Origin of the sequence: Streptomyces sp. NPDC051243 (assembly GCF_044455405.1) — a bacterium.
GTDB lineage: Bacteria > Actinomycetota > Actinomycetes > Streptomycetales > Streptomycetaceae > Streptomyces.
Genome location: NZ_JBITES010000002.1, coordinates 655909 through 668567, shown reverse-complemented (window position 1 = coordinate 668567; position 12659 = coordinate 655909). Strand labels below are relative to the sequence as shown.

11 protein-coding genes are annotated in these 12659 nt (G+C 71.6%); 5 read left to right on the top strand and 6 right to left on the bottom strand.

Going from position 1 to position 12659, the window contains the following annotated elements; all coding sequences use genetic code 11:
- Positions 1–18 precede the first annotated feature (18 nt).
- Together ACIBAG_RS06975 and ACIBAG_RS06970 are read right to left on the bottom strand one after the other, a co-directional pair.
- On the bottom strand, positions 19–552 hold the full coding sequence (locus tag ACIBAG_RS06975) for an ATP-binding protein (protein ID WP_399101796.1): 534 nt from the start codon (positions 550–552) through the stop codon (positions 19–21).
- Positions 553–798: 246 nt separating this feature from the next.
- The gene (locus tag ACIBAG_RS06970; RefSeq protein WP_399101794.1) at positions 799–1194 is read right to left on the bottom strand and encodes an STAS domain-containing protein; all 396 of its coding nucleotides are present in this window, start codon (positions 1192–1194) and stop codon (positions 799–801) included.
- Between the two features lie 239 nt (positions 1195–1433).
- Between ACIBAG_RS06970 and ACIBAG_RS06965 the strand changes: the two genes are divergently transcribed.
- Together ACIBAG_RS06965 and ACIBAG_RS06960 are read left to right on the top strand one after the other, a co-directional pair.
- A complete protein-coding gene (locus ACIBAG_RS06965) occupies positions 1434–2387 on the top strand; it encodes an RNA polymerase sigma factor SigF (RefSeq protein ID WP_399101792.1) in 954 nt (317 codons plus the stop codon).
- A gap of 220 nt (positions 2388–2607) precedes the next feature.
- Positions 2608–4179, top strand: coding sequence for a ricin-type beta-trefoil lectin domain protein (locus ACIBAG_RS06960; protein ID WP_399101790.1), 1572 nt, complete (start codon positions 2608–2610; stop codon positions 4177–4179).
- Here the strand turns inward: ACIBAG_RS06960 and hutI are convergent, their stop codons facing one another.
- From hutI to hutU, 4 genes are read right to left on the bottom strand one after another with little or no spacing between them, the layout of a single operon-like run.
- A complete protein-coding gene (gene hutI / locus ACIBAG_RS06955) occupies positions 4180–5487 on the bottom strand; it encodes an imidazolonepropionase (RefSeq protein ID WP_399101788.1) in 1308 nt (435 codons plus the stop codon).
- Positions 5484–6833, bottom strand: coding sequence for a formimidoylglutamate deiminase (locus ACIBAG_RS06950; protein WP_399101785.1), 1350 nt, complete (start codon positions 6831–6833; stop codon positions 5484–5486). Before ACIBAG_RS06950 ends, hutI begins: the two co-directional genes overlap by 4 nt.
- Positions 6830–8047 (bottom strand): allantoate amidohydrolase, encoded by a 1218-nt coding sequence (locus ACIBAG_RS06945; protein ID WP_399101784.1) that lies wholly within the window; start codon positions 8045–8047, stop codon positions 6830–6832. Before ACIBAG_RS06945 ends, ACIBAG_RS06950 begins: the two co-directional genes overlap by 4 nt.
- Positions 8044–9708, bottom strand: a complete 1665-nt coding sequence (gene hutU / locus ACIBAG_RS06940; RefSeq protein WP_399101782.1) for a urocanate hydratase — start codon at positions 9706–9708, stop codon at positions 8044–8046. Before hutU ends, ACIBAG_RS06945 begins: the two co-directional genes overlap by 4 nt.
- Positions 9709–9894: 186 nt before the next feature.
- Here hutU and ACIBAG_RS06935 point away from each other — a divergent pair, with 186 nt between their 5' ends.
- The 3 genes from ACIBAG_RS06935 (at position 9895) to ACIBAG_RS06925 (ending at position 12633) form a co-directional block, all read left to right on the top strand.
- Positions 9895–11274, top strand: a complete 1380-nt coding sequence (locus tag ACIBAG_RS06935; RefSeq protein ID WP_399101969.1) for a diaminopimelate decarboxylase — start codon at positions 9895–9897, stop codon at positions 11272–11274.
- A gap of 181 nt (positions 11275–11455) precedes the next feature.
- A complete protein-coding gene (locus ACIBAG_RS06930; RefSeq protein ID WP_399101779.1) occupies positions 11456–11848 on the top strand; it encodes a hypothetical protein in 393 nt (130 codons plus the stop codon).
- Positions 11845–12633: a transcriptional regulator gene (locus ACIBAG_RS06925; protein ID WP_399101777.1), complete on the top strand. Its 789-nt coding sequence runs from the start codon at positions 11845–11847 to the stop codon at positions 12631–12633. The genes ACIBAG_RS06930 and ACIBAG_RS06925 overlap by 4 nt, the downstream gene beginning before the upstream one ends.
- The last annotated feature ends 26 nt before the right edge of the window (positions 12634–12659 follow it).

The following is a 12659-nucleotide window of genomic DNA, read 5'->3' as shown; positions in this document are numbered from 1 at the left end:
TACGGCCGGACGGGCGCCCTACGCCGGTGCGCCCAGCTCCGCCCACACCGTCTTGCCCGTGACGCCCGGCGTCCGTACGACCCCCCAGTCCAGGCACAGCCGCTGCACGATGAACATGCCGTGGCCGCCGGGGCGGCCCGCGCGGTGCGGGGTGCGGGGCGCCGGCTGGCCCGTGCCCTTGTCGGAGACCTCGACGCGGATCACCTTGTTGTCGCAGGCGATCCACATCTCGTCCGGCCCCTCGGCGTGCAGGCAGGCGTTGGTGACCAGCTCGGAGACGACGAGCAGCACATCCTCGGCGGCGGCCCGCTGGTCGGCGGTCGCGGCGGGCAGCCAGCCCCACGCGTACAGCGCCTGGCGGGCGAAGTCGCGGGCGAGCGGGACGACCCCGCTCTGGCCCTCGAAGTCCAGCCGCCGGACCTGAGGTCCCGCAGACGGCTCGGCGGACGCCTCGGGCCCGTCGGATGCCCCGGAAGGCCCCTCGGACGCCCCGGAAGCGCCGCTGGGCTCTGGGCCGCGGTCGCCCGGCGAGAAAGGCCGGGTGGTGCTCATCAGCGCTTCACCTCACCGATTCACCGATTCAGCAGTTCAACGTTCACACAATTCACGAATCAGTACGCAGAGTCAGTACGTCAGTACATGGTCCTTGCTTGATGCGTCGGTCACAGTCCCCACACCCCCGGTGGCCGACGTCACAGCCGACAGGTTCAGGATGTCTCCTGCCCGACCGGGCCGGGGGAACACCCCTGTATTCGGCACAAATGATGTGACGTCCGATGCAGGGAGGGACGCGGGAGGTCAGCCCGGCTTGTCGGCCTGGTCCACCCCGTCGGCCAGGGCGGCGCCGAGCGAGTCGTGGACCGTGAAGACCGCCGAGGCTCCTGTGATCTCGAACACACGCGCAACGGCGGGCAGCATGCCCGCGAGATGCACCCCACCGCCGGCGGCCTCCGCCTTGAGGCGCGCACCGAGCAGCACGTTCAGCCCCGTGGAGTCACAGAACTCCAGCCGCGAGCAGTCGACGACCAGCCGACTGAAGCCCTTGTCGAGGCAGTCCTCGAGTGGCTCACGCAACAAATCGGCCGTGTGGTGATCCAACTCACCCGCCGGGGTCACGACGGCGCTGGAACCCTCTTCCCGCACCTCGACCAGAAGTCGGCCAGACTGTGCGCTGCCGACGGTCCCGCGGTCCATGCCGTCTCTCACTCCCGACGTCGTGACTGCTGACTGACGCTCTCGAACACTACGCCTTCCCTACGCCCTCCAACACCCGAACATCCACCCAGAAACGGACATTTCGGAACACAGCGCACTTGCGGTGGGCTCACGAAAGCGGGTAGGGCTAGTAGAGACACGTAACCGACTCGGCCGGCTTTGGAGGCGCCGCACACCGCAGTGCACGCACAGGCTTCGGCAGCCATATGCCGAGAACGATGGAGGACATCATGTCACCCCGGCTCGACGCATCGCATACCCCGAACGCGACGTCGGCACCCCGACCGGAACATCTGGATCCCATCGAGCGCAGCAGCGACGTAGGTTCCGAACAGGCCTTCGAGCAGGGCCTGGAGCAGGACGACGTCCTCGCCGGGCTTCCGGACATCCCCCCGTACGACGAGGTGGGGCCGGTGGACGCGCGGGCCCTGTCCAAGACCCTCTTCGAGCGGCTGGAGTCGCTGGAGGAAGGGACCCACGAATACTCGTACGTCCGTAACACGCTCGTCGAACTCAACCTCGCCCTGGTCAAGTTCGCCGCCTCCCGCTTCCGCTCGCGCAGCGAGCCGATGGAGGACATCATCCAGGTCGGCACCATCGGCCTGATCAAGGCGATCGACCGCTTCGAGCTCAGCCGCGGCGTGGAGTTCCCCACTTTCGCGATGCCGACCATCGTCGGCGAGATCAAGCGCTTCTTCCGCGACACGTCGTGGTCGGTGCGCGTACCGCGGCGACTGCAGGAACTGCGGCTCGACCTGGCCAAGGCCGGCGACGAGCTGGCCCAGAAGCTGGACCGCGCGCCGACGGTTGCGGAACTGGCCGAGCGCCTCGGCCTGACCAACGACGAGGTCGTCGAGGGCATGGCCGCGTCGAACGCGTACACCGCCTCCTCCCTGGACGCCCAGCCCGAGGAGGACGACGCCGAGGGCGCGCTGGCCGACCGGATCGGCTACGAGGACCACGGCATCGAAGGCATCGAGTACGTCGAGTCGTTGAAGCCGCTGATCGCCGAACTCCCGCCCCGGGACCGGAAGATCCTCTCCTTGCGGTTCGTCGCGGGCATGACCCAGTCGGAGATCGGCGACGAACTCGGCATCTCGCAGATGCATGTGTCGCGGCTGCTGTCGCGCACACTGATCCGGCTCCGGAAGGGGCTGACGGTCGAGGAATGACCGGTCGAGGAGCGGCGTCTCCTTCGCGTTGACGTGCACTGTGCCCGGTGCCCCGCCGAATTTCGTCGGCAGGACACCGGGCACAGTGCGTTCGGGATTGATTCACCGGTTACCCACAGAAACCCTTTCCCCAGGGCTCCCCTTCCTCCACTATGAGCCGTCATACCCGCCGGTAGGTCAGGTCTCCGCGCGGGTGGCAAGGCTGCGAGGAGGCAGGCGGATGGCTCGGGCCGACGACGGTGGGGATCGTGGCCATGGGATACACGCGGGCGCGTCCGACGCGCGGCTGACGGAGCTGCTGCGCGCCGACACGGCCACCGCGTATTCGGCACTGCAGGAACTCCGGGCCCGCCACCTCGCGCCCGTCCTCTCCTACGCCCGCCTGTGCACTCCGAACGAGTCCATGGCACGGCAGTTGGCGGCCCAGGCGTTCACGCTCGCGGCCCGTCAGACCGCGCGCGGCGTCGACCCGGGTCTCCCCTGGCGGCACCGGCTCCTGCTGCTGACCGCCCGGTCGGCCGGGTCATGGGCCATGGACGAGCGGGCCGCCGGTCTCGACGCGAGCCTGCTGCTCGTCCTGAACACGACGGGCGCGTCCGGCCCGGTTCCGCCCATGCTCACGGCGTTCCAGTCGCTGTCCTCCCGCACACAGGGCCTGATCTGGTACGGGGTCGTGGAGCGCGAACCGGTGGAACGGACGGCCGCTCTCCTCGGCCTCACCCGCGAGGACGTGACGTACGGCACCGCCCCGGCGCTCCAGCAACTCGCCCGCGCCTGCCTGCGCACCCGCCTCGCCGCCTCCGACGACGTCGACTGCCCCGACTTCGGCCGCCTCATCGAGGAGTCGGTACGTCCGGACGGCCCGCGCGACAGCGCCGACCTGCACGCCCACATGGCGCGCTGCCCCCATTGCACGACGGCGTACGAGGAACTGTCGGCCCTGCGGGACGCGCCGCGCACGGCGTTGGCGGAGGGGTTGCTGCCGTGGGGCGGGGCGGCGTATGCGGGGGGCGGCGCCGGGGAGCGGAAGGCCGTCGGCCCTGCTGTGGACGGGAGTTGGCCGAGGGGAGTCCGGCCCTGGGACCGCCGTCGGGTCGTGCTGGTGTCGGCGGCGCTCGGGGTGGCGTTGCTGCCGCTGGTGCTCTTCCTCGTGGCGCAGGGTGCTTCGTCCTCCTCGCAGGAACCGGTGGGCTCGGTGGGCACCGCGGTGAGTGTGCCGCCGGTGGCGGTGACGGTGACCGCGACGGTGTCGGTCACGCCGTCGCCCTCTTCGCCCTCGCCCTCTCCGTCTCCATCTCCGTCGCGGACGTCCAAGTCGCCGTCCCCGACAAGGACTCCGAAACCCACGAAGACCGCCCGCCCGAAGCCGACCCCCTCCCCGGTTCACCCGCCCGACGGCACCTACGCCCAGGTCGTGAACATCGCCACCGGCCTGTGCCTGGACATCGACGGCGCCCCGTACGACGGCACGGACGTCGTCACGGCCACCTGCACGTCCTCAAGCGACCAACGCTGGCGGGTCGACTCCGAACGGGGCGTGCTGCAGTCGTACGCCTACCCCGATTACTGCCTGGACAGCCGGGGCTCGACGTACCGGGGCGTCGGGATCTGGACGTGCGACTCCGTCTACGGACGCAACGGGCAGAACCTGAGGTTCGCGGTGGATTCCCGCGGGGTGATCCGTCCCGGCATTGCGCCGGACCACGCCCTGACACCGGACGGCGACAAGTCGCTGTCCCTGTGGCCGGAGACGGGGCGGGAGGAGCAGCGGTGGCGGGCCGGGGCCTCCTGATCAGACGACCCGCAGTCCCCGCCGCCACACCCCGCTGACCAGCGGAACGCCCGGCCGGTAGGCCAGGTGGACATGGCTCGGCGCGTCCAGCAGGAGCAGGTCCGCGCGGGCGCCCGGGGCGAGGTGGCCGATGTCGTCGCGGCGCAGGGCCGCCGCGCCGCCCGCCGTGGCGGACCAGACGGCCTCGTCCGGGGTCATTCCCATGTCCCTTACCGCGAGCGCGACGCAGAAGGGGACGGAGGAGGTGAAGGACGAGCCCGGGTTGCAGTCGGTGGAGAGGGCGACGGTGACGCCCGCGTCGAGGAGGCGGCGGGCGTTCGGCCACTGGGCGCGCGTGGAGAACTCGGCACCGGGGAGGAGTGTGGCGACGGTACGGCTGTTGGCCAGAGCGTCGATGTCCTCGTCCGTGAGGTGGGTGCAGTGGTCGGCGCTGGCGGCGTCCAGTTCGACGGCCAGCTGGACGCCGGGGCCGTAGGAGAGCTGGTTGGCGTGGACGCGGGGGTGCAGGCCCTTGGCCTTGCCCGCGGTGAGGATCGCGCGGGCCTGGTCGCCGTCGAAGGCGCCCTTCTCGCAGAAGACGTCGATCCAACGGGCGTACGGGGCACAGGCGTCGAGCATCTCGCCGGTGACCAGGGCGACGTATGCCGCCGGGTCGTCCGCGTAGTCCGGCGAGACGATGTGGGCGCCGAGGTAGGTGACCTCGTCGGTGTGGGCGGCGGCGATGCGCAGGGCGCGGGATTCGTCGTGGGTGGTCAGTCCGTACCCGGACTTGGTCTCGAAGGTCGTGGTGCCCTGGCGAAGGGCTTCGGTGAGGTAACGGGTGAGGTTGGCTTCGAGTTCCTCGTCGCTCGCCGCCCGCGTGGCCGCGACGGTCGTACGGATGCCTCCCGCGCTGTACGGCCGCCCCGACATCCGGGCGTTGAACTCCTGCGTCCGGTCGCCCGCGAAGACGAGGTGCGAGTGGGAGTCGACGAAGCCGGGGACGACCGCCCGGCCACCTGCGTCGACCCGATTGTCAGTGGCGGGTGCTTTGCTTTGATCACCGGTCCACGCGACGCGGTCGCCTTCGATGACGACGGCCGCGTCCTGGATCAGTCCGAGGGGGGATCCGTCACCGGAGGAGGGGTCGTTGGTGACCAGGGCTGCGATGTTGGTGATGAGCGTGCTTGCGGTGCTCGCGGAGTGGGCGGGGCTGACGGTCGTCGCGTTGCTCATGGCGTCCTTGGTTGCCTGGTCGGCGGTGGGGTCGGGTTCCGGGGCGGGGGCGGAGGCCGGTTCGGGCCGCTCGGATGGGCGGCCCGCGGTCATCCGCGCAGGGCTTCGACGGCGTCCGCGAGGGCTCGCGGCACATCCGGTACGAGGGTGTGGACCCCGTCCCGTACGACATGCCGACCTGCCACGACCGTATGCGACACGTCTGCTGCCGACGCGGCGAATACGGCCGTCTCGGCCCCGAGCCGCGGAAGCGGCCCTGCCGTCCTGACCGAGTCGAGCGCGATCGTCGTGAAGTCGGCGCGTGCGCCCGGCTCCAGGGTGCCCACGTCGTCCCAGCCGAGGGCCGCGTGGCCGTCGGCGGAGGCCGCCCGCAGGAGGGCCGCCGCGGTCCAGTGACCTCGGGTGCGGGTGCGCAGGCGCTCGTTGAGCTCCATCGCGCGCGCCTCTTCGAGCAGGTCGATCACGGCGTGGCTGTCGGAGCCGAGGGAGAGCGGGGAGCCCTCGTTCTGCAGGGCGACGGCCGGCCCGATGCCGTCCGCGAGGTCCCGTTCGGTGGTCGGGCACATGCAGGTGCCGGTGCCGCTGCCACCGATGAGGGAGATGTCCTCGGCGGTGAGGTGGGTGTTGTGGACGCCGGTGGTGCGCGGTCCGAGGACGCCGTGCAGGGCGAGGAGCTGGGTCGGGGTGCAGCCGTGGACCTCCAGACACGCCTCGTTCTCGGCGGTCTGCTCGGACAGGTGCACATGGAGCGGGGCCCGCCGCTCCTCGGCCCACCGCGCCACCGTCTCCAGCTGGTCGGCGGGCACGGCCCGTACGGAGTGGACGGCCGCACCGATCCGCGCGTGATCCCGTTCCTTGAGAACTGAACAGCGTTCGGCCCAGGCCTCGGCGTTCCCGTCGGAGAAGCGCAGCTGGTGGGTGTTGGGCGGCTGTCCGAAGCCGGAGGAGAGGTAGGCGGTGTCGAGGAGGGTGATCCGGATACCGGCTTCGGCGGCGGCCGCGATGAGGGCCTCACCCATCGCGTTCGGGTCGGCGTACCGGGTGCCGCCCCGCGCGTGGTGGACGTAGTGGAACTCGCCGACCGCGGTGATCCCGGCCAGCGCCATCTCGGCGTACACGGCCCGCGCGAGCGCGTGGTAGGTCTCCGGGGTGAGCTGGGCCGCCGTGGCGTACATGACCTCGCGCCAGGTCCAGAAGGTGCCGGAGCCGACCTGGACGGTACCGCGCAGGGTGCGGTGGAAGGCGTGCGAGTGGGCGTTGGCGAGCCCGGGGAGCGTGAGCCCTCGGAGGATCTCGGCGCCGGGGGGCGGGGCGGGGACGTCGGTGCGGGCGGCGGTGATGCGACCGTCGCTCACGTCGAGGGCGACGCCCGGCTCGACGTGGGTGTCGAGCCAGGCGTGCTCCAGCCAGTACGTACGGGTCTGCCGGGTGGGCGTCACGTGCAGGCCAGTCCTTCCAGTACGTCGGCGAGGGCGATGACTCCGGCCACGCAGTCGTCCTCGGCGGCGAACTCGGCCGGAGAGTGCGAGACGCCCGTGGGGTTGCGTACGAACAGCATGGCGGTCGGGACGCTCCCGGACAGGATTCCGGCGTCGTGTCCGGCGCCGGTACCCAGGACGGGGACGGTGAGGTCGGTGTCCTTGCCGAGGATGCGGCCCAGTTCGTCACGCAGGGCGTGATCGAACTCGACGACGGGTGTGAAGGACTCCCGGACGACGTCGAGGTCGATGCCGTGCGCCTGCGCGTACTCCCGGGCGGCCTTCTCGATGCCGCCGACCACCCGGTCGAGGCTCGCCTGGTCCTCGGCCCGGGAGTCGAGCCAGCCGCGCACCAGGGAGGGGATGGCGTTGACGCCGTTGGGCTCGACGGCGATCTTGCCGAAGGTGGCGACGGCACCGGCGAGTTCGGCCTCCCGGCGGGCGGCGAGCACCGTCTCGGCGTACGACAGCATGGGGTCACGCCGGTCCACGAGCCGCGTGGTCCCCGCGTGGTTGGCCTCGCCCCGGAAGTCGAACCGCCACCGGCCGTGCGGCCAGATGGCGCTGGCGATGCCGACCCGGTCGCCGGACAGGTCCAGGGCCCGGCCCTGCTCGACGTGCAGTTCGACGAAGGCACCGATGCGGGCGAGCCGTTCCGGATCGGCGCCGATGGTGTCGGGGTCGTACCCGGCGGCCTCCATGGCCTGGGGCAGGCTGACCCCGTCGCCGTCGGTCAGCCGGTGTGCGTTCTCGACGCTGAGCTGCCCGGCGGTGAGCCGCGACCCGACACAGGCGAGCCCGAACCGAGCGCCCTCCTCATCGCCGAAGTTGACGATGGCGAGCGGCTTGACGAAGTCCACGCCCCTGCCGCGCAGTTCATCGAGCGCGGCGAAGGAGGACACGACACCGAGGGGTCCGTCGAAGGCGCCCCCGTCCGGCACGGAGTCGAGATGCGACCCGGTGACCACGGCGTCCCCGGCAGCGGGGTCCCCGACCCAGGCCCACTGGTTCCCGTTCCGGTCCACCTCGTAGGCAAGCCCACGCGTCTCGGCCTGCTCCTTGAACCAGGCCCGGCACTCGAGGTCGGCTCCGGTCCAGGCGAAGCGGCGGTAGCCGCCGGAGGCGGAGCTGCGGCCCAGCGGCAGCAGCTCCGCCCACATGCTGTGGAAGGTCACGCGTCGTCACCCTCGCGCATGGGAACACGGACATCGCGCTCGTCGGCGACCGATTCCGCGATGTCGTACCCCGCGTCCACGTGCCGGATGACACCCATCCCGGGGTCGTTGGTGAGCACCCGGCGGATCTTCTCCCCACCCAGCTTCGTACCGTCGGCCACCGTCACCTGCCCGGCGTGGATGGACCGCCCCATACCCACGCCGCCACCGTGGTGGATGGACACCCAGGACGCGCCGGACGCCACGTTCACCATGGCGTTCAGCAGCGGCCAGTCGGCAATCGCGTCCGACCCGTCGAGCATCGCCTCGGTCTCGCGGTAGGGGGAGGCGACGGAACCGCAGTCGAGGTGATCCCGGCCGATCGCCAGCGGCGCGGCCAGCTCGCCGCTCGCCACCATGTCGTTGAAGCGCTCACCGGCCTTGTCCCGCTCTCCGTACCCGAGCCAGCAGATACGCGCGGGCAGCCCCTGGAAGTGCACCCGCTCGCCGGCCATCTTGATCCAGCGGGCGAGGGACTCGTTCTCCGGGAAGAGGTCGAGGATCGCCTTGTCGGTCTTGGCGATGTCGGCCGGGTCACCGGAGAGCGCGGCCCAGCGGAAGGGGCCCTTGCCCTCGCAGAAGAGGGGGCGGATGTAGGCAGGGACGAAACCGGGGAAGGCGAAGGCCCGCTCGTAACCGGCGAGTTGGGCCTCGCCACGGATGGAGTTGCCGTAGTCGAAGACCTCGGCGCCGGCGTCCATGAAGCCGACCATGGCCTCGACGTGCCGCGCCATCGACTCCCGCGCCCGGGTCGTGAAGCCCGCCGGGTCCTTCGCGGCGTAGGACGCCATCTCGTCGAAGTCGACGCCGAGCGGCAGGTACGAGAGCGGGTCGTGGGCGGACGTCTGGTCGGTCACGATGTCGATGGGCGCGCCCATCGCGAGGAGCTGCGGGACCAGTTCGGCGGCGTTGCCGAGGACGCCGATGGACAGCGGGCGGCGGGCGTCGCGGGCCTCGGTGGCCAGCTGGAGGGCGTGGTCGAGCGAGTCGGCCTTCACGTCCAGGTAGCGGTGCTCGATGCGGCGCTCGATGGCGCGCGGGTCGCAGTCGACGCAGATCGCGACGCCGTCGTTCATGGTCACGGCGAGCGGCTGGGCGCCGCCCATGCCGCCGAGACCGGCGGTGAGGGTGATCGTCCCGGCGAGGGTGCCGTTGAACTTCTTCGCGGCGACGGCGGCGAAGGTCTCGTAGGTGCCCTGGAGGATGCCCTGGGTGCCGATGTAGATCCAGGAGCCGGCCGTCATCTGGCCGTACATGGTCAGGCCGAGGGCCTCCAGGCGGCGGAACTCCTCCCAGTTGGCCCAGTCGCCGACCAGGTTGGAGTTGGCGATGAGGACGCGCGGGGCCCACTCGTGGGTCTGCATGACGCCGACGGGGCGGCCGGACTGGACGAGCATCGTCTCGTCCTGCTTCAGCCCCTTCAGGGTGCGGACCATCGCGTCGAAGGACCGCCAGTCGCGGGCCGCCTTGCCGGTGCCGCCGTAGACGACGAGCTTGTCGGGGTGCTCGGCGACCTCGGGGTCGAGGTTGTTCTGCAGCATGCGCAGGGCGGCTTCCTGCTGCCATCCCAGGGCACTCAGTTCCGTACCGCGCGGTGCTCGGACGGGGCGGGGTCCTGACATGGTCTGCCTCCCAGCGGACTGTGACTGCGAACTTCGACTGCGGACTGTTGCGACGGATATTCACATCCTGGCGGCCTGAATAGAACTAGTCAATACGTTCGTGCGCCAGCGCTAGCGCGTCGCCGGTGTTTGGCTGGATGCATGGGCTCGTCCAACGACATGACGGGGGATGTTGTGAGCAACCGAATGGAGAACGGGACAGGGATTCCCGCGTGGGACGCCGACCGGTCCGTCCGGCGCGACGACGCGGTGCGCGCCGCCGTGGAGCAGGGGCTGCTCGAGCCCGCCTCCCCCATCGTCGGGCTGCTCGACGTGACCGGCATCCGGGAGTCGGCGGCGGAGCTGCGGGCGGCGTTCGACGCGGTGACGGCGCCTGGCACACCCGTGCTGCACGCCTTCGCGGTGAAGGCGACCCCGCTGGTGCCGGTGCTGCGGCTGCTGCGCGAGGAGGGCATCGGGGCGGAGGTGGCCAGCCCGGGCGAGCTGGCGCTGGCGCGGGCGGCGGGGCTGGCCCCGGAGATGACGGTCCTGGACTCGCCCGCCAAGACGCCGGCGGAGCTGCGCGAGGCGCTGGCGCTGGGCATCGCCGTCAATGCGGACAACCCGCAGGAGCTGGACCGCATCGACGGCCTGATAAGGTCCGCCGCCAGTCGCTCCCCGCTCGGGATCCGGGTGAATCCGCAGCTCGGCGGGGGTTCCATCGAGGCGACGTCCACGGCGACGGCAACCTCGAAGTTCGGGGTGGCGCTGCGTGACGAGGGGGCGCGCGAGTGGGTGATCCAGGCGTACACGGACCGCCCTTGGCTGACCCGGCTGCACGCGCACACCGGCTCGCAGGGCATCCCGCTGTCGCTGATGACCCAGGGGGTGGCGCAGACGTACGCGCTGGCCGAGGAGATCAACCGGCGGATCGGGCGGCGGCAGATCGACACGGTCGACATCGGTGGCGGGCTGCCGGTGAACTTCGCGTCGGACGCGACCACGCCGACGTACGCGCAGTACGCGCGACTGCTGAGCGAGGCGGTGCCGGGACTGTTCGACGGGCGGTACGGGCTGGTCACCGAGTTCGGGCGGTCGCTGCTGGCCAAGCACGGGACGGTCGTGGCCCGCGTGGAGTACGCCAAGAGCGCGGGCGGCCGGCCGGTGGCGGTGACGCACGCGGGTGTGCAGGTCGCGACGCGGACGGTGTACGTGCCGGGGAGCTGGCCGCTGCGGATCGCCGCGTACGACGGCAAGGGGCGCCCGAAGGAGGGTCCGGACGTGGTGCAGGACGTGGCCGGGCCGGCCTGCTTCTCGGGCGACCTGCTGGCCGCGGGGGCCGCGCTGCCGTTGCTGGAGCAGGGGGACTACGCGGCGGCGCTGGACACGGGGGCGTACTACTTCGCGCACCACTACGCCTACAACTCCCTTGCTCGGCCCGGCATCTACGGCTTCGCGCCGGACGACGCGGGGGGCATCGCCTTCGCGACGGTGCGCGAGCCGCAGTCGCTCGACGAGATCGTGGCCGAATCGGGTGGGGCGCACGCGGCTTCGCTCACCACCCTGCCCGCACGGAAGCGCCGTTGACGTCGACCGACGACGAGCGGCGCGCCATACGTGATCAACTTGCTTGAAAACGGGCTCAGTTGACCCACCCTAGTCACTCGGCGCATGTTCCACTGGAAAATGCCCGAACGCTCACTCGCCGCACACACGTTGCGTAGTTTGGCCGTCACTCAGCCGAACCCCAGGCGGGAGGGGAGCGACGGTGCCCGGAATCGACGAGTGCTTGCTGGAGACGATGCGGCTGCCCGGTGCGCGGGGCGCCGCGCTGGTCGACTGGACCAGCGGGCTGGCCCTGGGCACCGTGGGCGATCCTCCGGGCGGCGACCACGAGACGGCGGCCGCCGAGGCGGCGGAGCTGGCGCGGCTCGCCGCCGAGCAGCACGCGTTCGGGCCCGACGACGGCGCCGGCGAGGCGGACCCGCCCGTCGAGGACGTGATCCTCAGCAACCGGGACAGCTACCACGTGCTGCGGTTCGTGCCGACGACCTTCGACAGCAGTGTGGTGCTGTATCTGTGGCTGGCCCGCGCGGACGGCAATCTCGCGCTGGCCCGCATCCGGCTGGGCGAGATGGCCGAGCGGCTGGTGCTGGCATGACCGTGGTCGGAACCACCCCGCCACCCCGGCTGCCGGTCCGGGACGCGGCGGCGGCACGCGAGCGGGCCCGGGGCGCGGTCTCGCCCATGCTGACCAGACTCGCCGAGGAGCGGGCCACCGGCGTGCTGGCCCGCGAGCACGGCACCCTGCACCTCGTCGAGGGCCGGGTCGTGCACGCCGAGAGCCCGCTCGCCCCCGGCCTCGGGGTGCTCCTCACCGCGCACGGCACCCTCGACGCCGCGACCTGGCGGGACGCCGAGGACAGCGCCGACGGGGGGCGGCTCCTGGAGCACGGCGTCGCCCCGGGCGCGCTGGAGCTGGCCCAGGTGAGCACGCTGTACGACGCGGCGTACTTCGCCCTCGCCCCCAGCAGCACGCCCGGCCGCTTCCGCTACGGCACCGCGCACTGGCTCGCCTCCGTGCACCCCGTGCCGGTCGCCGACCTGGAGCGCGAGACGCTGCGCCGCCGCGCCCTGCTGCGCCGCATCTGGCCCGACCCGGCGACGGACACGGCGCCCCTGATCCGGGCCGACCCGATCGCGGCCCCCGCGGTCCCGCCCCGGCAGGCCGCCGTACTGGAACGGGTGGACGGCGTACGCAGGGCCGCGGACATCGCACGGGAGCTGGGCAGACCGGCGTTCCACACGCTGGTGCACATCCGGCGGCTGGCCGCGGCGGGGCTGGTGTCCTGGCAGCCGCCGCCCGCCGACGACCACCCACCCGACGCCGCCGATCCCTACATCGCGCTGCTGAAGAGGGTCAGGGATGCGCTGGAGGCCCTTTGACCGCAAGCCCGACCAGGACGCCGAGA